This is a genomic window from Micromonospora echinospora (genome assembly GCF_900091495.1).
GTDB lineage: Bacteria > Actinomycetota > Actinomycetes > Mycobacteriales > Micromonosporaceae > Micromonospora > Micromonospora echinospora.
Genome location: NZ_LT607413.1, coordinates 53,214 through 75,414 on the forward strand (window position 1 = coordinate 53,214; position 22,201 = coordinate 75,414).

The 22,201-nt window shown below is 73.2% G+C and carries 18 protein-coding genes; 11 read left to right on the plus strand and 7 right to left on the minus strand.

Annotated features, from left to right (window positions below; all coding sequences use genetic code 11):
• Positions 1–10: 10 nt before the first annotated feature.
• Positions 11–937: a LysR family transcriptional regulator gene (locus GA0070618_RS00265; protein ID WP_088979817.1), complete on the minus strand. Its 927-nt coding sequence runs from the start codon at positions 935–937 to the stop codon at positions 11–13.
• 78 nt (positions 938–1,015) lie between these two features.
• On the opposite strand from GA0070618_RS00265, the gene GA0070618_RS00270 reads away from it, so the two are divergent.
• The 4 genes from GA0070618_RS00270 to GA0070618_RS00285 all read left to right on the plus strand — a co-directional run bounded on the left by GA0070618_RS00270 (position 1,016) and on the right by GA0070618_RS00285 (position 6,650).
• A complete protein-coding gene (locus GA0070618_RS00270; protein WP_088979818.1) occupies positions 1,016–1,705 on the plus strand; it encodes a succinate dehydrogenase cytochrome b subunit in 690 nt (229 codons plus the stop codon).
• A gap of 2 nt (positions 1,706–1,707) precedes the next feature.
• Positions 1,708–3,645, plus strand: a complete 1,938-nt coding sequence (locus GA0070618_RS00275; protein WP_088979819.1) for a fumarate reductase/succinate dehydrogenase flavoprotein subunit — start codon at positions 1,708–1,710, stop codon at positions 3,643–3,645.
• Positions 3,642–4,403, plus strand: a complete 762-nt coding sequence (locus tag GA0070618_RS00280; RefSeq protein WP_088979820.1) for a succinate dehydrogenase/fumarate reductase iron-sulfur subunit — start codon at positions 3,642–3,644, stop codon at positions 4,401–4,403. Before GA0070618_RS00275 ends, GA0070618_RS00280 begins: the two co-directional genes overlap by 4 nt.
• Positions 4,404–4,943: 540 nt before the next feature.
• The gene (locus GA0070618_RS00285; RefSeq protein WP_088979821.1) at positions 4,944–6,650 is read left to right on the plus strand and encodes a hypothetical protein; all 1,707 of its coding nucleotides are present in this window, start codon (positions 4,944–4,946) and stop codon (positions 6,648–6,650) included.
• Between the two features lie 91 nt (positions 6,651–6,741).
• Here the strand turns inward: GA0070618_RS00285 and GA0070618_RS00290 are convergent, their stop codons facing one another.
• The 4 genes from GA0070618_RS00290 to GA0070618_RS00305 are packed head-to-tail and all read right to left on the minus strand — an operon-like array spanning position 6,742 to position 10,364.
• Entirely contained in the window at positions 6,742–7,917 is a 1,176-nt protein-coding gene (locus tag GA0070618_RS00290) for an ABC transporter permease (RefSeq protein WP_088985170.1), read from the minus strand.
• Between the two features lie 53 nt (positions 7,918–7,970).
• Complete coding sequence (locus GA0070618_RS00295) at positions 7,971–8,690, minus strand: ABC transporter ATP-binding protein (RefSeq protein ID WP_231931545.1); 720 nt, start codon at positions 8,688–8,690, stop codon at positions 7,971–7,973.
• Entirely contained in the window at positions 8,683–9,825 is a 1,143-nt protein-coding gene (locus GA0070618_RS00300) for a peptidoglycan-binding protein (RefSeq protein WP_231931546.1), read from the minus strand. Before GA0070618_RS00300 ends, GA0070618_RS00295 begins: the two co-directional genes overlap by 8 nt.
• Positions 9,822–10,364 carry a hypothetical protein gene (locus GA0070618_RS00305; RefSeq protein WP_088985173.1) on the minus strand — a complete coding sequence of 181 codons (543 nt, stop codon included), beginning with the start codon at positions 10,362–10,364 and terminating at the stop codon, positions 9,822–9,824. Before GA0070618_RS00305 ends, GA0070618_RS00300 begins: the two co-directional genes overlap by 4 nt.
• A 139-nt stretch (positions 10,365–10,503) precedes the next feature.
• Between GA0070618_RS00305 and GA0070618_RS00310 the strand changes: the two genes are divergently transcribed.
• From GA0070618_RS00310 to GA0070618_RS00330, 5 genes are all read left to right on the plus strand, one after another.
• Positions 10,504–11,160 carry a response regulator transcription factor gene (locus GA0070618_RS00310; RefSeq protein WP_088979822.1) on the plus strand — a complete coding sequence of 219 codons (657 nt, stop codon included), beginning with the start codon at positions 10,504–10,506 and terminating at the stop codon, positions 11,158–11,160.
• Positions 11,157–12,335 (plus strand): sensor histidine kinase, encoded by a 1,179-nt coding sequence (locus GA0070618_RS00315; RefSeq protein ID WP_088979823.1) that lies wholly within the window; start codon positions 11,157–11,159, stop codon positions 12,333–12,335. Before GA0070618_RS00310 ends, GA0070618_RS00315 begins: the two co-directional genes overlap by 4 nt.
• A 76-nt stretch (positions 12,336–12,411) precedes the next feature.
• On the plus strand, positions 12,412–13,596 hold the full coding sequence (locus tag GA0070618_RS00320) for a zinc-dependent alcohol dehydrogenase (protein ID WP_088979824.1): 1,185 nt from the start codon (positions 12,412–12,414) through the stop codon (positions 13,594–13,596).
• A gap of 145 nt (positions 13,597–13,741) precedes the next feature.
• Entirely contained in the window at positions 13,742–14,743 is a 1,002-nt protein-coding gene (locus GA0070618_RS00325; RefSeq protein WP_088979825.1) for a serine hydrolase, read from the plus strand.
• 53 nt (positions 14,744–14,796) lie between these two features.
• Positions 14,797–15,930: an MBL fold metallo-hydrolase gene (locus tag GA0070618_RS00330; protein ID WP_088979826.1), complete on the plus strand. Its 1,134-nt coding sequence runs from the start codon at positions 14,797–14,799 to the stop codon at positions 15,928–15,930.
• An 11-nt stretch (positions 15,931–15,941) separates the two neighbouring features.
• Here GA0070618_RS00330 and GA0070618_RS00335 read toward each other — a convergent pair whose 3' ends face one another.
• Positions 15,942–17,453 carry a deoxyguanosinetriphosphate triphosphohydrolase family protein gene (locus GA0070618_RS00335; RefSeq protein WP_088979827.1) on the minus strand — a complete coding sequence of 504 codons (1,512 nt, stop codon included), beginning with the start codon at positions 17,451–17,453 and terminating at the stop codon, positions 15,942–15,944.
• A 115-nt stretch (positions 17,454–17,568) separates the two neighbouring features.
• Here GA0070618_RS00335 and GA0070618_RS00340 point away from each other — a divergent pair, with 115 nt between their 5' ends.
• Both GA0070618_RS00340 and GA0070618_RS00345 read left to right on the plus strand, forming a co-directional pair.
• The gene (locus tag GA0070618_RS00340) at positions 17,569–20,007 is read left to right on the plus strand and encodes a Tex family protein (RefSeq protein WP_172900240.1); all 2,439 of its coding nucleotides are present in this window, start codon (positions 17,569–17,571) and stop codon (positions 20,005–20,007) included.
• A 776-nt stretch (positions 20,008–20,783) separates the two neighbouring features.
• On the plus strand, positions 20,784–21,218 hold the full coding sequence (locus tag GA0070618_RS00345) for a hypothetical protein (protein ID WP_088985175.1): 435 nt from the start codon (positions 20,784–20,786) through the stop codon (positions 21,216–21,218).
• On the opposite strand, the gene GA0070618_RS00350 is transcribed toward GA0070618_RS00345, so the two are convergent.
• The gene (locus tag GA0070618_RS00350; protein WP_088979828.1) at positions 21,181–22,155 is read right to left on the minus strand and encodes a DUF389 domain-containing protein; all 975 of its coding nucleotides are present in this window, start codon (positions 22,153–22,155) and stop codon (positions 21,181–21,183) included. The two genes, GA0070618_RS00345 and GA0070618_RS00350, sit on opposite strands and share 38 nt — an antisense overlap.
• Positions 22,156–22,201: the final 46 nt, after the last annotated feature.

Below are 22,201 nucleotides of genomic sequence, written 5' to 3' on the forward strand. Positions count from 1 at the left end.
GGCGCGCGGGTCAGAGCGGTGCGACGCCGGGCGGCAGGTTCCCCCGGCCGGCGGCGTCCCGGATGTGGTCGAGCAGGATCCGGCGCAGCTCCCGGCCGGCGTGGGTCGGTACGGCGTCCCGCCGGCGGGCCACCGCGATGGTCCGGCGCACCCCGGGCGGGGCGAGCGGGGTGACCCGGATGCGGGGGCGGCGGGCGACCACGATGCCCGGGACCAGGGCCACCCCGAGCCCGGCCTCGACGAAGCTGAGCACGGCGTCCATCTCGCCGCCCTCGACGGCGAAGGAGGGCTCGAAGCCGGCGGCCCGGCAGGCCTCCAGGGTGGCGTCGCGGATGTCGTAGCCCTGCCGGAACATCACCAGGGGCTGGTCGCGCAGGTCGGCGATGCGCAGCTCGCCGCCGCCGGCGGCCGGGAGCGGGTCCAGCGAGGCGACCACCAGGCTCTCCCGCAGGATCGGGTCGGCGCGCAGCCCCGGGTCGGCGCCCTGGGCCGGCATGATGATCAGCGCCAGGTCGAGGTCGCCGCGGAGCAGGTCCCGGACGAGGTCCTGGGAGCCGCCCTCCTCCACCCGCAGGTCCACGGTCGGGTACGCCTCCCGGAACCGGGCCAGCACCGGCGGGGCGAGCGAGGTGACCAGGCTGGGCGTGGCACCGAGGCGGACCCGTCCCCGGCGCAGGCCGACCAGTTCCTGCACCTCGCGCTGCGCGGTCTCCACGTCGGCGAGGATCCGCTTGGCGGACGGGAGCAGCACCTCACCGGCGGCGGTGAGGGCGATGTTGCCTCGGACACGCTCGAAGAGCGGGGTGCCGAGTGACGTCTCCAGGGCGTGAACTTGCTTACTCAACGACGGCTGGGTGATCCCCACGAGGTCGGCGGCTTGCGTGAAATGTCGTAGTTCAGCCACTGCCACGAAGTACCGAAGCTGATGGAACTGCATCTACATAGCTTATAGCTATACAAGCTGCGAGTTCGATGCATTGGACGACTGATTGCAGTTCCTCCTAGCGTCGATCGCGTGGTAGTCACGTCGTCCCGATCGCCCGTCCGTTCCAGCGTCGGCCTGAAGGCCGTCATGGCGGTGACGGGCATCGTCCTGGTGCTGTTCCTCGTCGCGCACATGCTCGGCAACCTGAAGACGTTCGCCGGGCAGACCTCGTTCGACCACTACGCCCACTGGCTCCGGGAGATCGGCGCGCCGATCCTGCCCGGCGTCTGGTTCCTCTGGATCATGCGCGTCGGCCTGCTCGTGGCGGTGCTGGGGCACATCGCGGCAGCGACCGCGCTCGCCCGGCGGGCCCGCGCCGCCCGCCCGGTCCGCTACGCCCACCGCAAGAAGGTGCAGGGCAGTTACGCCGCCCGGACCATGCGCTGGGGCGGCGTGATCATCCTGCTCTTCGTGGTCTACCACCTGCTCGACCTGACCACCGGGACGCTGAACCCGGTCGGCGACCCGAGCCGCCCGTACGCCAACGTGGTCGCCGACTTCGCCCCCGCGCGGTGGTACGTCACGCTCTTCTACACCCTGGCGATCGTCACCGTCGGGTTCCACCTGCGACACGGCCTCTTCAGCGCGCTGCGCAGCCTCGGCCAGCAGACCCCGCGCGGCGAGCGCCGGGCCCGGCTCGTCGCCCTGCTCTTCTCCGTCGCGCTCTGCGCCGGCTACCTGGCGGTCCCGTTCGCCGTACTCACCGGATTGGTGGACTGATCATGGATCTCTACGTCGAAGGCGACCCGGTCGCCGACGCCACGGCTCCCGACGGTCCGATCGAGACCCGCTGGGACCGCCGCCGCTTCGAGGCCAAGCTGGTCAACCCGGCCAACCGCCGGAAGATGACGGTGATCGTGGTCGGCACCGGGCTGGCCGGCGGGTCGGCCGCCGCCACCCTCGCCGAGCAGGGCTACCGGGTCCGGACCTACTGCTACCAGGACAGCCCGCGCCGGGCGCACTCGATCGCCGCGCAGGGCGGCATCAACGCGGCGAAGAACTACCGCAACGACGGCGACTCGGTGCACCGGCTCTTCTACGACACCGTCAAGGGCGGCGACTTCCGCTCCCGGGAGTCGAACGTGCACCGGCTGGCCGAGGTGTCGGTGAACATCATCGACCAGTGCGTCGCCCAGGGCGTGCCGTTCGCCCGCGAGTACGGCGGCCTGCTGGACACCCGCTCCTTCGGCGGCGCGCAGGTGCAGCGCACCTTCTACGCCCGGGGGCAGACCGGCCAGCAGTTGCTGCTCGGGGCGTACCAGGCCCTGGAACGGCAGATCGGGCTGGGCACGGTGGAGATGAACGCCCGGCACGAGATGCTGGAGCTGATCGTGGTGGACGGCCGGGCCCGGGGCATCGTGGTCCGGGACCTGGTCACCGGCGAGATCACCTCCGAGTTCGCCGACGCGGTGGTGCTCGCCACCGGCGGGTACGGCAACGTCTTCTACCTCTCCACCAACGCCAAGGGCTGCAACGTCACCGCCACCTGGCGGGCGCACCGCAAGGGCGCGTACTTCGCCAACCCCTGCTACACGCAGATCCACCCGACCTGCATCCCGGTCTCCGGCGACCACCAGTCGAAGCTGACCCTGATGAGCGAGTCGCTGCGCAACGACGGCCGGGTCTGGGTGCCGAAGGCCAAGGGCGACCGACGCGGCCCGAAGGACATCCCCGAGAACGAGCGGGACTACTACCTGGAGCGGATCTACCCCTCCTTCGGCAACCTGGTCCCCCGGGACATCGCCTCGCGGGCCGCGAAAAACGTGTGTGACGAGGGGCGGGGCGTCGGGCCGACCGGGCTCGGCGTCTACCTGGACTTCGCCGACGCGATCGACCGGCTCGGACGCAAGGCCATCGAGGCGAAGTACGGCAACCTCTTCGAGATGTACGAGCGGATCACCGGCGAGGACCCGTACCAGGTGCCGATGCGGATCTACCCGGCGGTGCACTACACGATGGGCGGGCTCTGGGTCGACTACGACCTCCAGTCCACCATCCCCGGCCTGTTCGTCATCGGTGAGGCGAACTTCTCCGACCACGGGGCGAACCGGCTCGGGGCGTCCGCGCTGATGCAGGGCCTCGCCGACGGGTACTTCGTGCTGCCGAACACCATCGCCAACTACCTGGCCGCCGGCCCGTTCGCGCCGGTGACGGCGAGCCACCCGGCGGCGGTCGAGGCGCGACGTGACGTCGAGGACCGGATCCAGCGCCTGCTGGCGGTGAATGGCGACCGGACCGTCGACTCGTTCCACCGCGAACTGGGCCAGATCATGTGGGAGCACTGCGGCATGGAGCGCTCCGAGGCCGGGCTGCGCAAGGCGATCGACGAGATCCGGGCGCTGCGCGAGCAGTTCTGGCAGCGGGTCCGGGTGCCCGGCGACGGCGAGGGGCTCAACCAGTCGCTGGAGAGGGCCGGCCGGGTGGCCGACTTCTTCGAGCTGGCCGAGCTGATGTGCGTCGACGCCCTGCACCGGGAGGAGTCCTGCGGCGGCCACTTCCGGGCCGAGCACCAGACCCCCGACGGCGAGGCGCAGCGCGACGACGAGCGGTTCGCGTACGTCGCGGCGTGGGAGTTCGCCGACGGCGACCAGCCCCCGGTGCTGCACAAGGAAAACCTGACCTTCGAATACGTCCACCCGACGCAGCGGAGCTACAAGTGAACCTGACCCTGCGCATCTGGCGACAGTCCGGCCCCCGGGACCGGGGCCGGATGGTGACCTACCGGGTCGAGGACGTCTCCCCGGACATGTCCTTCCTGGAGATGCTCGACGTGCTCAACGAGCGGCTGATCCTCGGCGGCGAGGAGCCGATCGCCTTCGACCACGACTGCCGCGAGGGCATCTGCGGCATGTGCGGCCTGATGATCAACGGCGACGCGCACGGGCCGCAGCGCGGCACCACCGCCTGCCAACTGCACATGCGACAGTTCTCCGACGGCGACACCATCGACATCGAGCCGTGGCGGGCCCGTGCCTTCCCGGTGATCAAGGACCTGGTGGTCGACCGGAGCGCCTTCGACCGGATCATCGCGGCCGGCGGATACGTCACCGCGCCGACCGGCAGCGCGCCGGAGGCACACGCCACTCCGGTCCCGAAGGCCGACGCGGACGCCGCCTTCGAGTCGGCGGCCTGCATCGGCTGCGGCGCGTGCGTGGCCGCCTGCCCGAACGGCTCCGGGATGCTCTTCACCGCCGCCAAGGTCACCCAGCTCTCGCTGCTGCCGCAGGGCCAGCCCGAGCGGTACACCCGGGTGCTCGGCATGGTCGACGCGCACGACGAGGCCGGCTTCGGCGGCTGCACCAACGCCGGCGAGTGCACGGTGGTCTGCCCGAAGGGCATCCCGCTGAACACCATCGGCCGACTGAACCGCGACTACCTGAGGGCGACGACGAAGCGGGGCGACACCTCCGGCACCTGAGATTGCACCGGATGACGGTGGAAATTCCACGGGCGATCGAGAACTTGTGGTGAACCCGGACAACGGTCATGGCACGGGTTTATGCCGAGTAAACAACGGTGCTTTTCACGCAGGCCGGAAATAGCCGCACCAGAATCCCCGGCGACAATCGCGCGCCCCCGGCCCACCGCCGTGCCGGGGCACTGTGGACACACCCGCCCGCCCTGGTTGCGCCGGCTCTTGGGCGACCGGCACCTTGTGCACCTTTGGCCAGCTTTGCGGTTGATCGACAATGCGCGCGACCGCCTCCCGGCACACGTTCCGACCGGGTGCGACGATCGATCGACGGATCACCCGTCGTTCCAAATTATTTAATGGCGACATTCGATAGAATGCCATTGATGAGCGTGTTAACGTCTCTCCCGCACGCTCCCGGAATGCAGTAACCCGACGCACGGGCACACCCGGCGAGTCGTGTGGCAACCCCTCCACTCGGCGGCGAATCCGGTGACCCGTTCCGGGCTCCGACGCCGCTCCCGCACGGTTTCGGAAGGAAGACAGATGCGTCGGCTCCAACCACCAGGTCGACTACTGACCGTCCTCGTCGCCCTGGGTCTCGTGACCACCTCGGCCGTCCCGGCCGCGGCCGAGGTCGAGGCCGGGGGCGGGCGGCCCCCGGAGAGCGTACGGCTGCTGGCCAAGGCCGCCGCCGACGAGTGCTTCGCCGGGGTCGGCGTCGACTACCCGGCCGGGCCGCCCTGCGCGGTGGGCCAGGAGAAGGTCAACCAGTCGTACGTCTGGGGTCTGGCCAAGGCCGGACGCAAGCTCTGGTTCGGCACCGGGGCGAACGTCCTCTGCCTCAAGCCGGAGGGCTACAACGTCCGGGAACCGATCCTGAACGACGACTACGCCTGCGAGTTCGCCAACAGCCAGCCGGCCCGGCAGAACCCCGCCCTGCCGGCCAACCTCGGCGACCACCGGCCGCCGGAGGTCTACACCTACGACCTGACCGACGAGCAGCTCACCGAGCGGACCGCGGACGTCACCGACGCGTCGCCGGCGGACGCCGCCCTGCTGCGCTCGACGGCCGGGCTGCGCAGTGGCGCCGCCCACCGGGGCGTGGTGCTGCTCGCCGGGCCCAGCCTCGTCGCCGGCATCAACCTGTTCGCCTTCGACACCCTCACCGGCCACTACCTCGGCTCGACCAACCTCGCCGACTACGAGAACATCCGGCACTTCGCCGTCGCCGACGGGGTGCTCTACGCGGGCGTCGGGATGGGCACCAACGGCGGTGACGCCGGCCGGGTCCTGCGCTGGACGGGTGACCGGAGCAACCCGTTCGCCTTCACCGTGGTCGGCGACCTGCCGACCCAGGCCGCGGACATCACCGCGCACAAGGGCCGGCTCTACGTCACCACCTGGCCGAAGGCCATCGTGGAGGGTGCCGCGACCGCCGCCGACAACACCGCCGACCTGGGTAGCCTCTGGATGAGCCCGCCGCTGGCCGACGGGGAGGCGGGCCTCAACCCGCCGGACGCCACCGGCTGGACCCAGGTCTGGTCGCCGGCCGAGTACGAGCCGGACCCGGTGGTCCGGCGGACGTACGCGCTCGGCGGCCTCGCCTCCTACGGCGGGTACCTCTACTGGGGCACCATGCACGTCCCGCTCCAGGCCACCGCGCTGCACGTCAAGGTCTACCCGCCGAAGAACCAGGAGCAGCTCGCGGCCACCGTGGAGAACACCCAGCGGGCGTTCGTCGTCCTCCGGGGCCGGGACTTCGGCGGCGCGGACGAGACGGTCGAGACGCTCTACGGCGAGTCCCAGCTCCCGAAGTACGACCCGGCGGCGAACAACGGCGTCGGCGCCTGGCTGACCGCGCCGACCGGCGTGACCCCGGCGCACGGCGGGTCCGGTTTCGGTGACCCGTACAACCTGTACGCCTGGAAGATGATCGTGGCCGGCGGGCGGCTCTACGTCGGCACCATGGACTTCGCCTACATCGGCCTGGACGGCGAGATGCCGGCGGAGCCGGAGCCCGGAGTCGACCCGCCCACCTTCGGCTCCGACCTGTGGTCGTTCGACGTTCCCGGGCGGCCGGCCCGCGCGGTCGACAAGACCGGCTTCGGCAACCCGCTCAACCAGGGGGTCCGGACCATGGTCGCGGAGGGGTCCACGCTCTACGTCGGCATGGCGAACCCGATGAACCTGCGGACCGACCCGAACACGCACCTGGGCGGCTGGGAACTCGTCAAGGTGACCCGACGCTGACCCGACGCCACGTGGCGCCCGACGACCGGTGTCCCCACCGGCCGTCGGGCGCCGCACCCGTCCCCCGGGCCGGGGAAGGGCGACCATCGCCTCAGGGCGTGGCCAGCGCCTCGGTGGGCGACAGCCGGCTGGCCCGGATCGCCGGGTAGAGCCCGGCCACCGCGCCGATGACGACCGTCGCGCCGATGCCACCCGCCATCACCCACGCCGGCACCACCGTCGGCCAGCCCTGGGAGAGGGCGTAACCGGCGGTGACGAGGACCCCCAGCAGCACCCCACCCAGCCCGCCGAGGGCGGACAGCAGCAGGGACTCGGCGAGGAACTGGGTCCGGATCTGTCCCCGGGTGGCACCGAGCGCCCGACGCAACCCGACCTCCGCCCGCCGCTCCAGCACCGAGATGACCATGGTGTTGGCCACCCCGACGCCGCCCACCAGCAGGGCCACCGCGCCCAGGCCCAGCAGCAGGCCGGTGAACGCCTCGTCGGTGGCCTGCCGGGCGGCCAGCGCGTCGGAGGGCCGGGACACCTGGATCTCGTTGGCCTGCTCCGGGTTGGCGGTCGCCGCCAGCACTCCCCGTACCGCCTCGACGTGTTCCTCGGCGGAACGGGTGTAGATCCGGGTCGGGTGCCCGTCCAGCCCGAGGTAGGTGGTGGCCGCCGGCCAGCCGACCAGCGCCGCCGAGTCGATCTCCGGGGCGAGCGGCACCGGCCGGAGGATCCCGATCACGGTGAACCACCGGCCGTCGATGTAGACCTGGATGTCCGGGCCGGCCGCGCCGAGCCCGAGCCGTTCGGCGGCGACCGCGCCGAGCACGGTGGCCGGGTACCGGGCGGTCGCGTCGTTGAGCCAGGTGCCGTGGGCGACCGTGCCGCCGACGGTGTCCAGGACGTCCAGGGTGACCGCCTGGGTGCCCAGGCCACCGGTCTGCGCCGCCGGGATCCGGTCCGACCGGTAGACCGGGGTGTCGGCGAGCTGGGCGACCGCCGCCACCTGCTGCACCGGCCCGATCCTGGAGATCATCTCCACCGACTCGACCGGCAGTTGGGCGTCGGCTCCGAAGAGGGTGCTGCCCGGCGCGACGGTGAGCAGGTTGGTGCCGAGCGCCGCCAGGGTCCGGTCCAGGTCGGCCCGGGACGACGAGGAGATCCCGACGACACTGATCATCGCCGCGATGCCGATGGCGATGCCCAGCGCGGAGAGGAAGGCCCGCAGCGGACGGGTACGCAGCCCCACCCCGCCGACCCGCAGCACGTCGCGCGGATGCATCCGGGCGGGCCGCAGCCGTTCCGGGCGGGCGGCGGCCCGGGTCGTCGTCGCGGTCACCGGGACACCCCCTCGACCAGCGGGACGTCCTCGGTCACGATCCGCCCGTCGCGCATCCGCACCTGGCGGGGCAGACTCGCCGCGATCTCCCGGTCGTGGGTGATCACCACGACCGTGGTGCCGGCCGCGTGCAGCCCGTGCAGCAGCTCCATCACCCCGGCCCCCGAGGTGGAGTCCAGGTTGCCGGTGGGCTCGTCGGCCAGCAGCAGCGGCGGCTCGCCGACCACGGCCCGGGCGATCGCCGCCCGCTGCCGTTCGCCGCCGGAGAGCTGGTGCGGACGGTGGTCGAGGCGGTGGCCCAGCCCGACCCGGCGCAGCGCGACCTCCGCCCGCCGGTGCCGCTCCCGCCGGGGTACGCCCGCGTAGAGCAGCCCGTCGGCGACGTTCTCCACCAGCGGCACCCCCACCGCAAGGTGGAACTGCTGGAACACGAAACCGATCCGGCTGGCCCGCAGCGCGGACAGCTCCCGGTCGGTCAGGCGCGACGTGTCGTACCCGTCGACCGACACGGTGCCCGAGGTGGGCCGGTCCAGGGTGCCGATGACGTTGAGCATGGTGGACTTGCCGGAGCCGGAGGGACCGACGATGGCGACCAGCTCGCCCCGGCCGATGGTCAGGTCGACCCGGTCGAGGGCGGCGACGGTGTCGCCGTACCGCCGGGTCACGTCCCGCAACCGCACGACGTGGTCGGCCCCGGCGCGGATCTGGTCAGTCACCGGGCATCCCCACCGTCAGCCCCTCGACGACCCCGTCGCCGGAGACCTCCACCCGGCCGGCGGCGAAGAGGCCGGTCTTCACCGCGACGATCCGGGTGCCGCCGTCGTCCACCACCTGGAGGCCGTATCCGCCCTCGGCGAGGGCGAGCAGCGCGGCGACCGGCACGGTGAGCACGTCGGCGCGCTCCGCCGCCACGAACCCGACGTCGACCGCCGCCTGGTCGAAGCCGGTGAGGGCGGCCGGGTCGTTCCCGGTCACCGAGACCTCGATCTTCGTCTCGCTGACCGGGTCCTGTCCGGCCGAGCCGGCCGACGTCTGGACGACCGTCTCGACGGCGCCGACCCGGCCGGTGGTCCGTTTCCCGTCCGGCAGGGTGAGGGTCACCTCCGCGCCCTTGCGGGCCAGCCGCTGGTCGTCGACGTCCAGGGTGCAGGTGACCAGCCGGGCGGTGCCGGTGATCGAGAGCAGCGTCCGGCCCGGACCGACGGCGTCCCCCACCTCGGCGCCCTGACTCGCCACCCGGACGGTGCCGGCGGCGTAGACGATCCGGCCCGGCTCGACCTGCCCGGTCTCGGTCACCCCCAGGTCCTCCTGCCAGCGGCGGACCGCGTCGGCGGTGGAGGAGGTGTAGTCGTCGTCGACGGTGAACCCGGTGTAGCCCAGGTCGGCGAGGTTCTGCTCGAACTGCTTGACGTCCCGGCCGCTGACCCCGGAACGCAGCGGCCGGTACGCCGGCAGGCTGCCGTGCAGCAGCACCACCGGATCGTCGTCGACCCGGTACAGGGCCTTGCCCCGAGCGACCGTGGTCCCGGTGGCGGGCAGCCAGGTCAGCGTGCCGTTGTACCGGGTGTCCAGGGCGCGCGGGGTGCCGTACCCCAGCTCGCCGGTCTTGGTCTCGCGGTCGACGAGGGTCTGCCGGGCGACGGTGGTGCTGGTCGGCGGAAGCGGGTCGGCCCCGGCCGACTCCCCGGCGCTGCCGTCGGAGGCCACGCCGACCGCGACCGCCCCGCCGGCCAGCACGACGACCGCCCCGGCGGCCAGCACGCTGACCGGTCGCCACCGGCGTCGACGGGTCGACGCCTCCGTGGTGCCGTCTCCGTCGCCCGCCGGGGCGGCCCCCACCGGCGCGCTCACGAGTTCCCCAGGCGCTCGTCGAGGTTGGGCATCACCTCGCGGCACTTGTCGAACGCCGCCCGGACCACCGGGTCCTTCCGGTCGATGTCGGCCTTGCCGGGCTGGATCCGGCCGTCGGCGTCCGGGTCGGGGAAGTTCGGCACGCCGTTCTCCCGCATGCAGCGGGCGAGCTTGCGGACCTGTTCGACCTGCTCGGCGTTGAGCTCCCGGGGCTGTCCGCCGTTCGGGGCGAACTCGCGGCACGCCTGGAGGGCCGCCTGGACCTTCGTGCGGTCCACGTCGGAGCCCTGTCGGAAGCGCGGTCCGTTCTGGCCCGGCTCCGGGTCCGCCACGTCCAGCCCCTGGTCACGCAGGCAACTCGTGAACTTGATCCGGCGCTCCTCGTCGCTCAGCGCGGCGGCGTCGACCGTCGGCTTCGCACCGCCGCCACCGGCCGTGGCCACCCCGTCGTCGGTTCGGTCGGCCCCACCGCAGCCGGCCAGACCGAAGGCCGCCGCGAGGGGCAGGGCGAGCAGTACGCTCGTCAGCCGTCTCCGCATCGTCTCGTGCTCCTCATCTTTCGTGACCGGCGGGAAGCCGGCGTCCACCGTCGAGTCAACGTCACGGGGCGTAGCCGGGGCGTAAACGTCGGAGTGCCGTTAACGGCGTGGTTATGCCGAGGTGGGCGAGGATGGAACGGTGCGGGTACTGGTGGTCGAGGATGAACGGCTCCTGGCGGACGCGATCGCCGAATGGCTGCGCCGGGAGGCGTTCGCGGTGGACGTCGTGTACGACGGGGACGCCGCGCTGGAACGGCTCGGGGTCAACGGGTACGACGTGGTGGTGCTCGACCGGGACCTGCCGGTGGTGCACGGCGACGACGTGTGCCGGGCGGTGGTCGACTCCGACCGGGAGACCCGGGTGCTGATGCTGACCGCCGCCACCGCGGTGCGGGAACGGGTCGCCGGGCTGGCCATCGGCGCCGACGACTACCTGACCAAGCCGTTCGCGTTCATCGAGCTGAGCGCGCGGGTCCACGCCCTGACCCGGCGCACCCGGCCGGCCGCGCCGCCCCGGCTCACCCGGGCCGGCATCGTGCTGGACCCGGCCCGGCTGGAGGTGACCCGGGACGGGCGTCCCGTGCCGCTGTCCCGCAAGGAGTTCGGGGTGCTGGCCGAGCTGCTGCGCGCCGACGGGGCGGTGGTCTCCGCCGAGGAACTCCTGGAACGGGCTTGGGACGAGCACATCGACCCGCTGACCAACGTGTTGCGGGTGACCGTGATGAAGCTGCGCCGCAAGCTGGGCGAGCCACCGGTGATCGAGACGGTGCCCGGCGCGGGGTACCGGATCCGATGAAGAAGCTGACCATCCGCGCCCGGCTCACGCTGGTCTACGGTGGGCTGTTCCTGTTCGCCGGAACGGTGCTGCTCGCCGTGACCTACGTGCTGGTCGACCAGCGCCTCACCCGGGGTCTCGGGTTCGACCTGCGCAGCCGGGACCCGGACCGGGTGTCGCTGCCGCAGTCCGGCACCAAGATCACCCCTGAGCAGGCGGAGACCCTGCGCGGGCTGGTGCGGCAGGTGCAGGAGGACGCCCGCCAGGACGCGCTGGACTCCCTGCTGACCCAGGGCGGGGTGGCGTTGGCCGTGGTGACGGTCGCCGCCGTCGCGTTCGGCTGGCTGGTCGCCGGGCGGGCGTTGCAGCCGCTGAACCAGATCACCGGGACCGCCCGCCGGATCGCCGGCGCGGACGGCGCCGGGCGGGGCCTGCACGAGCGGATCGCTCTGGACGGGCCGACCGACGAGGTGAAGGAACTCGCCGACACCTTCGACCTGATGCTGGAGAAGCTCGACCGGTCCTTCGACGGCCAGCGGCGGTTCGTCGCCAACGCCTCCCACGAGCTGCGCACCCCACTGGCGATCAACCGTTCCCTGATCGAGGTGGCCGTCACCCGGCCGGACGCCCCGGCGGAGCTGCGCCAGCTCGGGGAGACGCTGCTCACGGTGAACGAACGGCACGAACGGCTGATCGACGGGCTGCTCACCCTCGCCGAGTCGGAGAACACGCTGACCGAGCGCACCGAGGTGGACCTCGCCGAGGTGGCCGGCCACCTGACCGACCAGACCGCCGCCGGGACGACCCTGGCGGTCTCCCGGACGCTGGCCCCGGCCCGGACGGTCGGTGACCCGGTGCTGCTGGAACGGCTGACCCAGAACCTGCTGGAGAACGCGGTACGGCACAACCTCGGCGAGGACGGGTGGCTGACCGTCACCACCACGACGGCCGACGGCCGGGCCGTGCTGACCGTCAGCAACAGCGGGCCGGTCGTGCCCGGATACGAGGTCGAGTCGATCTTCCTGCCGTTCCGGCGGTTGAACCGGGAGCGGGTGGCCGGCAACCGGGGCTTCGGGCTGGGCCTGTCCATCGTCCGGGCGGTGACCCGGGCGCACGGGGGCACCGTGCAGGCGCTGCCCCGGCCGGGCGGCGGTCTGGTCGTCACCGTCTCGCTGCCCACGCCCCGGGCGGGATGACCGGCGGGACGGTTCACCGGTCGCTTCCCGGGTAGCAGTCCTGGACAGGACGACCCGACGCGGCGGAGGGACCGGCATGAAGGCACTGACCTGGCACGGGAAGCGGGACGTACGGGTGGAGGAGGTGCCCGACCCGAGGATCGAGGAGCCGACCGACGCGATCGTCCGGATCACCTCGACCGCCATCTGCGGCTCCGACCTGCACCTCTACGAGGTGCTCGGGCCGTTCCTCAAGCCGGGGGACGTCCTCGGGCACGAGCCGATGGGGATCGTCGAGGAGGTCGGCTCGGGGGTGACCCGGCTGAAGCCGGGCGACCGGGTGGTGGTGCCGTTCAACATCGCCTGCGGCTCCTGCTGGATGTGCGAGCGGCAGCTCTACGCGCAGTGCGAGACCACGCAGGTCACCGCCGAGGGCAAGGGCGCGGCGCTGTTCGGCTACACCTCGCTCTACGGCTCGGTGCCCGGCGGGCAGGCCGAGTACCTGCGGGTGCCGCACGCCCAGTTCGGGCCGGTCAAGGTGCCCGAGACCGGCGCGGACGAACGCTACCTCTATCTCTCCGACATCCTGCCCACCGCGTGGCAGGCGGTGAAGTACGCGGACACCCCGCCCGGCGGCACGCTCGCCGTCTTCGGGCTCGGCCCGGTCGGGCAGTTCTGCGCCCGGATCGGCCGGCACCTCGGCGCGGGCCGGGTGATCGGGCTGGACCTGGTGCCGGAGCGGTTGGAGATGGCCCGCCGGCACGGCATCGAGGTGCTCGACGTCGCCCAACTGGACGACGTCCCGGGCGCGCTGATCGACCTGGTGGACGGGCGCGGCCCGGACGCGGTCATCGACGCGGTCGGTATGGAGTCGCACGGCTCCACCTCCGGCAGGATCGCCCAGGCCGCCGCCGGACTGCTGCCGGACAGACTGGCTCAGCCGATGATCGACAAGGTGGGCGTGGACCGGCTGGTGGTGCTGAAGGCCGCGCTCAAGGCCGTCCGCCGGGGCGGCACCGTATCCATCTCGGGGGTGTACGGCGGAGAGGTGGACCCGCTGCCGCTGATGGAGATGTTCGACCGGGGCGTGCAGCTGCGGATGGGACAGTGCCACGTCCGCCGCTGGACCGACGAGATCCTGCCGCTGCTGGCCGCCGACGACGACCCGCTGGGCGTGGAGGACCTGCGCACCCACCGGCTGCCGCTCGGCGACGCGCCGAAGGCGTACGAGATGTTCCAGAAGAAGGAGGACGGCTGCGTCAAGGTCGTGCTCGCGCCGTGAGCCCGGTGGGTGCCTCACCCACCGAGCCGGTGCCCGTCCGCCTCCACCCACTGCACCGGGCAGGGCACCCACCGGAACCGTCTCATCGCCTAGGGTGACCGGGGACACCCGGTCGCACGACGAGGAGACGCGCTTGACTGCCAGGATGAACCGAAGGACCGCTCTCGGGCTGGGCACCGCGGCGACCGCCGGCGCGGTGCTCGGCAACGGGACGCCGGCGTCGGCCGAGGAGCGTGGTGTGACACCGACCGCGAGCACCCCCGCCGAGGCCGCGGCGCTGGTCGCCGCCGCGTACCAGCAGCGCATCGCCGAGGCGGGCGGCAGCTGGCAGGCGTACGTCAGCGTGGCCGACGCGGCGGGCGCGCCCCTGCCGGCCGTCAGCGACGAGCCGAACCTCCGGCTGGAGGCGTACAGCGTCAACAAGATCGCCGTGGCCACGGCGGTGCTGGACAAGGTCGACCGGGGACTGCTCACCCTCACCCAGCGGGTCGACGTCACCTCCGCGATCGTCGTCCCCGGCGGGGACGGGATCTTCAGCCTGGACGGGGCGTACCCCAGCTCGGTCACCCTCGGCCATGCCCTCGCCGCGCTGCTCACCGTCTCCGACGACACCGCGGTACGGCTGTGCGGGCTGGTCTGCCCGGCCGCCGAACTGAACGCGATCCTGGTCGCCAAGGGCTTCCCGAACACCCAGGTCCAGCCGGTGGCCAACCCCAACCGGTTCTACCTCGGCACGAGCACGCCCCGGGAGACCCACGACCTGCTCCGGGCGCTGGTCGCCGGCACCCTGCTCTCGCCCGCCTCCACGGCGTTCCTGCTGCGGCAGCTGCGCTCCCCGATCGCGCACACCGACGGCGTCCGCCGCACCATGTCCTCCGACGAGCGCGCCCGGATCGCCAGCAAGGGCGGCTGGTACGCCGACGCCCGCTGCGAGGCCGGCTTGATCTTCGACCGGGCCGGCGCGCCGGTGCTGACGTACGCCCTCTTCGCCACCGGGCAGGCCGACCCGGGCAACTTCGGCGGAACCCACCCGGCGGTCACGGCACGGGCGAAGATGGGACGGAGCTTCCTCGACGCGGTGGACGGGCTGACCGGCACCGGGACGGCCCACCGGGTCACCCGGCAGCGCCCGAGCAACGGCGGCTGACGCGCCGGGGGCTACCGTGGGCACCCGGAATCCACCGGGCGGAGGGAACGATCATGGGGGGACGCGCGCAGCGGACACGGCGGGGCCGGGGCGGCGGGGTCGCCGGGGTGCTGGGACTGGCCGCGCTGGCCGCCCTGGCCTGGGCCGCCCGGGACGTGCCGGCCGCCCTGGGTGGCCGGCTGGCCGGTGCCCGTGCCGAACGCGTCCGCCGCTCACCGCAGTTCCACGACGGCGCGTTCCACAATCCCGCCGACGTCCGCACCACGATCGCCGACCCCGGCCGGAACCTGGTGTGGGAACTGCTCTTCGGGCAGCAGCGCCGTCGGCCCACGCGGCCGGTGCCGCTGCTGCGTCCGAGCCCCGGCAGCGGTGACGAGCGGGAACTCGCCGTCGTCTGGTACGGCCACGCGTCCGCGCTGGTCGAGATCGAGGGACGGCGGGTGCTCGTCGACCCGGTGTGGAGCGACCGCTGTTCCCCGTCGCAGGTGGTCGGCCCGCGCCGGCTGCACGCCCCGCCGGTACGCCTCGACGAACTGCCCCCGGTGGACGCGGTCCTGATCTCCCACGACCACTACGACCACCTCGACATGGCGACGGTGCGTCGCCTGCGGGACACCCAGTCCGCCCCGTTCCTGGTGCCGCTCGGCATCGGCGCGCACCTGGACCGGTGGGGTGTGCCGGCGGACCGGATCGTCGAGCTGGACTGGGCGGAGAGCCACCGGGTGGCCGGGCTGACGATCACCGCCACCGCCGCGCAGCACTTCTCCGGCCGGGGCCTGCGCCGCGACGGCACGCTCTGGGGTTCGTGGGTGGTCGCCGGGGCGCACCGCCGGGTCTTCTACACCGGCGACTCCGGCTACTTCCCCGGGTACGCCGAGATCGGCGAGACGTACGGGCCGTTCGACGTGACGCTGACCCAGATCGGCGCGTACGACCGGGCCTGGCCGAACATCCACATGTTCCCGGAGGAGGCGGTCGCCGCCCATCTCGACGTACGCGGCGGGCTGCTGGTGCCGGTGCACTGGTGCACCTTCAACCTGGCCCTGCACGACTGGGCCGAGCCGGTGAACCGGCTCTGGCGGGAGGCGAAGGCCCGGGGCGTCCGGCTCGCCGTGCCGCGCCCCGGCGAGCGGGTGACCGTGGACGCCCCGCCGCCGGTGGACGCCTGGTGGGACCACATCGCCTGAGCGGTGCCGGGTCAGAGCACGAAGGCGTCGGTCCAGAGCGCGCCGGAGCGGCCGGAGAGCGCGTCCAGCATCGCCACCGCCTGCGAGTCGGTGAGCAGCGCGACGAAGTCGACGATGGCCCGCCCCCGGGCCCGCGCCGACCGGTCCGGGGTGCGCGGGTGCAGTTCCGCCTCGGCCAGCTCCACCAGGTCGTGCAGCCGGCGCGGCAGACGGGACTCCTCCTCCGGGTCGAGCAGCCACTCCCAGAGCGCCTCGACCAGCGAGCCGAGCAGCCGGGCCTGGCCGCGCTGGTGCAGGGCGAGGTCCGGTCGGGCCAGCACGAACCGGTGGTGGACGAACTTGAGCACCTGCACCTCGTGCCACTGCGGCGCGGCGAGCTGCACGTGCCCGGAACGCATCGAGGGCTTCTCGACCACCTGGATCGCGTCGACGAAACGGGCCGTCCAGCGGGCGGAGAACCGGGCCACGTACTGCTCCGCCTCGATCGAGCCGTCGAACGGCAGCGCCAGCAGCCCCTCCACCAGTTCCCGGCGGACGTGCTCGACGGCGGCGGCGAACGCCTCGTCGTCGGCGATCCAGTCGTCCTTGCGGTGGAGCTGTCGGCGCAGCCGCTCGATCGCCGCGCCGGGACGGCGGGCGGTGCTGGCCAGCGCCGCGTCGGTGACCGACCGGTAGTGCCCGTGCTCCCGTTGCCAGGCGATCAGCTCGGCGGCCACCGCGCCCTGCTGGAGCACGCCGACCCGGTGGAAGTCCTCGACGTCGTGGATGGCGTACGCGATGTCGTCGGCGGTGTCCATCACCGACGCCTCGACGGTCTGCTGCCAGTCGGCGATCCGTCCGACGAACGGCTCCCGGGCCTGCCGCAGGTCGTCCAGCTCGGTGCGGTAGGCGCCGAACTTCACCGAACCGCTGGCCGGGTCGCCGGGCGGGGCGGCGGCCCCCCGGGGCGGCGGGTCCAGGTGCCGGGGGTGCGGGTCGGGGTGGTCCAGCCGGGTCCACGGGTACTTCAGCATCGCGGCCCGGACCGCCGCGGTCAGGTCGAGACCGATGGTGGCCGCGCCGCCGATCTCGGTCGAGGTGACGATCCGGTACGACTGCGCGTTGCCCTCGAATCCGTCGGCCAGCCCGAGGCGCTGGCGGGCCAGCCGGTCCAGCACCCGCTCCCCCAGGTGCCCGAAGGGCGGGTGTCCGAGGTCGTGGGCGAGCGCGGCGGCCTCCACCACGTCCGGGTCGCAGCCGCCGAGGGCGGCCAGCAGGTCCCGGTACCGGTCGTCGGCGGTGAGCCGCTCGGCGATGGCCCGGGCCACCTGGGCGACCTTCAGGCTGTGGGTGAGGCGGTTGTGCACCAGCAGCCCGGAGCCGCCGGGGCTGACCACCTGGGTCACGCCGCCGAGGCGGGTGAAGAAGGGCGAACCCACGATCCGGTCCCGGTCGGCGCGGAACGGACTCGCCGCGAGGTCACCCAGGGCGCGGGCGCTGCCGCCGAAGAGCCGCCGGGCCCGGGGGTCCGCAGGTTGTTCCATGATCGCAACGCTAGCGCAGCGGTCCCGCCGGCGCGCCCACGTACCGGACGACGGTGCTGTCGGGGCAGGGCGGCACAATGCAGGGCGTACCCCACCCGAGAAGGCGGATCAGATCGTGACCCAGTCCGTTCATCAGCGGATCGCCGAGGAACTCGGCGTCACCGAACGTCAGGTACGCGCAGCCGTGGAGCTGCTCGACGGCGGCGCGACCGTGCCGTTCATCGCCCGGTACCGCAAGGAGGCCACCGGCCTGCTCGACGACGCGCAGCTGCGCACCCTCGAGGAGCGGCTGCGCTACCTGCGCGAGCTGGACGAGCGGCGCGCCGCCATCCTGGAGTCGATCCGGAGCCAGGGCAAGCTCGACGAGGCCCTGGAAGCGCAGATCCTGGCCGCCGATTCGAAGGCCCGGCTGGAGGACATCTACCTGCCGTACAAGCCGAAGCGGCGGACCCGGGCGCAGATCGCCCGGGAGGCGGGCCTGGAGCCGCTCGCCGACACGCTGCTGGGCGACCCGACGCAGGACCCGAAGACCGTCGCCGCCGGCTACGTCGACGCCGAGAAGGGCGTCGCCGACCAGGCCGCCGCGCTGGAGGGCGCGCGGGCCATCCTCATCGAGCGGTTCGCCGAGGACGCCGACCTGATCGGTACGCTCCGCGAGCAGATGTGGTCGCGGGGCCGCCTGGTCGCCCGGGTACGCGAGGGTCAGGAGACGGCCGGCGCGAAGTTCGCCGACTACTTCGACTTCGCCGAGCCGTACCCGAAGCTCCCCTCGCACCGGATCCTGGCGATGCTCCGGGGCGAGAAGGAGGGCGTGCTCGACCTGACCATGGACCCGGAGCCGGACGGCGACGCCGACGCCCCGGTCACCGGCCCGACCCGCTACGAGGCGGCCATCGCGGGTCGGTTCGGCGTCAGCGACCAGGGGCGGCCGGCGGACCGCTGGCTGACCGACACGGTGCGCTGGGCCTGGCGTACCCGGATCCTCATCCACCTCGGCGCGGACCTGCGGATGCGGCTGTGGCAGGCGGCCGAGGACGAGGCGGTCCGGGTCTTCGCCACCAACCTGCGGGACCTGCTGCTCGCCGCGCCGGCCGGCACCCGCCCGACCATGGGCCTGGACCCGGGGCTGCGGACCGGGGTCAAGGTGGCCGTGGTGGACGCCACCGGCAAGGTGGTCGCCACCGACACGATCTACCCGCACGAGCCGCGCCGGCAGTGGGACGCCTCGATCGCCACCCTGGCCAGGCTGGCCGCCGCGCACGGCGTCGAACTGGTCGCCATCGGCAACGGCACGGCCAGCCGGGAGACCGACAAGCTCGCCGCTGACCTGATCAAGCGGCACCCGGAGCTGAAGCTGACCAAGGTGGTGGTCTCCGAGGCCGGCGCGTCGGTCTACTCCGCGTCCGCGTACGCCTCGCAGGAGCTGCCCGGCCTGGACGTCTCGCTGCGCGGGGCGGTCTCCATCGCCCGCCGGCTCCAGGACCCGCTCGCCGAACTGGTCAAGATCGACCCGCGGTCGATCGGTGTCGGGCAGTACCAGCACGACCTGTCCGAGGTGAAGCTCTCCCGCTCGCTGGACGCGGTGGTCGAGGACTGCGTGAACGCGGTCGGCGTGGACGTCAACACCGCCTCCGCCCCGCTGCTGACCCGGGTCTCCGGCATCGGCGCGGGGCTGGCCGAGAACATCGTGCTGCACCGGGACGCCAACGGGCCGTTCCGGACCCGGGCCGAGTTGAAGAAGGTGGCCCGCCTCGGGCCGAAGGCGTTCGAGCAGTGCGCCGGCTTCCTGCGCATCCCCGGCGGCGACGACCCGTTGGACTCCTCCAGCGTGCACCCGGAGGCGTACCCGGTGGTGCGGCGCATCCTCGCCTCGACCGGGCAGGACCTGCGCTCGCTCATCGGCCAGAGCGCGATCCTGCGTGGACTGAGGGCGACCGAGTTCGTCGACGACACCTTCGGCCTGCCCACGGTCACCGACATCCTGGCCGAGTTGGAGAAGCCGGGCCGCGACCCGCGACCGGAGTTCAGGACGGCCACCTTCGTCGAGGGCGTGGAGAAGATCGGCGACCTCACCCCGGGCATGGTCCTGGAGGGCGTGGTCACCAACGTGGCCGCCTTCGGCGCGTTCGTCGACGTCGGCGTGCACCAGGACGGCCTGGTGCACGTCTCGGCCATGTCGCACACCTTCGTGAAGGACCCCCGGGACGTGGTGAAGTCCGGGGACGTGGTCCGGGTCAAGGTCCTCGACGTGGACGTGCCGCGTAAGCGGATCTCGCTGACCCTGCGGCTGGACGACGAGCCGGGCACGCCCGGCGGACGCGGCCCGGCCGACGGGGCCCGGCGGGAACGCGGTGGCCCCCGGGGCGACCAGGGCGGACGCGGTGCCCGAGGGGACCAGGGCGGACGCGGCGACCGGGGTGCCTCGACGGCGGACCGGGGCGGTGCCCGGGGTGCGCGGAGCGGCGGCGCGCCACAGCGCCAGGGGCGGGGCAACTCGACCCCGCCACCGTCCGGGGCGATGGCTGACGCCCTCCGCCGCGCCGGCCTGGCCTGAGCCGACGCCGACCGACCCGGACGCTGAGTTCGGTCGCCGGATCCGGATCCGGCGACCGAACTCGCCCGACGGGTCGGCCCGTGGGACGCGTCGGGGCGGGGCGGGGCGGTGGCACACGATGCCCTTTGGAGCTGCCCGCACAGACGGGGCAGAGAATCGGCAGCACGCGCACCACCGCCGGACGGTAGGCGGCCCTGCCGCGCCACACACCGGACCATAGCCGGCCCTGCCGGGCCTCACACCGGACCATGGTCGGATCAGGGCACCGCTCTGCGCCCGCACGAGCGCACCGACAGTGAACGCACCGACGGCCGGGCGCGCTCACCGTGGGGCACGTGGTGGGAACACCGGCCAGCCACTCGTCCATCAGGGACAGCACCCGTCGTCGGGCTCGTCCTCGCCGGGGAGACCTTTGAGCGCCCCGGCCGCGCAGCGGGGCGCTGACGGCACTGGCAGTGGGCGCACAAACGGGGCAGCTCCAAAGGACGCCGTCCTCCACCCTGTCCCCCGCCCGCACCTTCGGTCGGACCACGGCGCGGTGTCGAATCGCATCACCGAATCGGCCCGGTGACGACGCCGTCGGGCCGGCCGAAAGCCGGGCACGAGCCGAAAGCCGGGCACGAGCCGAAGGTAGGCCGAGAGCCGGGCCGGGTGCGTGCCGCCCACCTGGACGAGGTCTGCGCGGTCCTCGACCCGCACCTGCCCCGACCGGCACGGTGACGCCGGTCCGGGAGCCCGCGCCGCCGCCGACCGCGCGGCGGCGTACCGTCGGGGGCGTGGGTGAGGGCGACGGCCGGGAGTGGCGGGATCAGCGGCAGCGCGCGGTGCGGGCGCACGCCGCCGCGGACGAGCAGCGCCGCGCCGTCGAGCAGGCCGAGGCCGCCCAGGTGGTCGCCTGGTTCGTCGACGAGGCGACCCGGCGCGGACTGCGGACGACTCCGCTGGTGGCCGGTTCCTACTCCGGCGGCGGTCGGTACCGCACCGGCCTGACCGGCTGGTACGTCGACCGCGCCGCGACCCGGGCGGTGGACGTCGAGGGACGCTTCTACCTGCTGACCGTTCCGGGTGGCCTACGCTCCCGACTGTTCGGGGCGACGCCGCAGCCCCACCCCGCGCCGCTGATCGTCGGGGAGGGCGGCCGGGACGGCGACTCCGTCCCGCTGCGGGAGTTGCTCACCCGACGACTCGACGCGGGGGACGACTGGCCGTGACCGGGCCGGTGGTGCGCCGGGCCACGTGCCACCACCAGAGTTGCTGCACGGCCAGGGTGAGCAGCCCGGAGACCACGATCGCGCAGACGTTGATCAGGAGTTGGAGCATCGAGCCGCCCGCTTCGTGCCACACCCCGTAGGCCAGGGCGACCGCCGCGTTCGCGGCGGCCGGCACGGTGGTCACCGAGATCAGCACGCCGACCAGGCTGCCGGACTTCTTCGAGGTGAGCGAGAGCATGCCGGCGATCCCGGCGAGCAGCCCGACCACCCAGGAGAGCGCGTCGGGGCGCCAGATGAAGTCGGTCACCGGCCGTTCGGCGAGCAGCATCCCCCGGTCGACCAGGCCGGCGGCGGTCAGCGCCCAGGTGCTCAGGATGGTGGCCACGATCGCCGCCAGGAAGCCGACCACCAGGGCCTGCACCGACCGGACGATGATCCGGGGCTTGCGGCGCAGCAGGGCGACGCAGAGCGCGGCGAGCGGCCCGAACTCGGGGCCGACGACCATCGCCCCGACGATGAGGATCGGCTGGTCCAGCAGCACCGCGATGCCGGAGAGCATGGTGGCGACGATGATCAGCACGAGGTAGGTGCCGGAGAGTTCGGTCTGTTCGCCGGTCTTGGCGGCGATCTCGTCCCAGACGACGGCGTCGTCGGCGTGCCCGGGGGCCTCCCGGGCGGCCCGCTCGGCGGCCGAGGAGAGGGTCAGCTCGACGTCGTCGGCGCTGACCCCGCCCCGGGCCTCCACGCCGAGTTCCTGGAGGCGGTGCAGCACGTGGTCGGCGCTCTCCCGGACCACGTCGCAGAGGATCAGGTCACCGACCGGTTGGCGGGCGGCTCCCGGGAGGACGGCCAGATGGGCCACTCCCGGATCGGCGGCGAGCAGGTCGGCCACCGCCTCGGACCGGTCGGCCGGCGTGATGATCCTCAAGTGCAGCACGGACGGGCTCCCTGCGGTCGGGCGGCGTACCTGCCGCCGGCCGCAG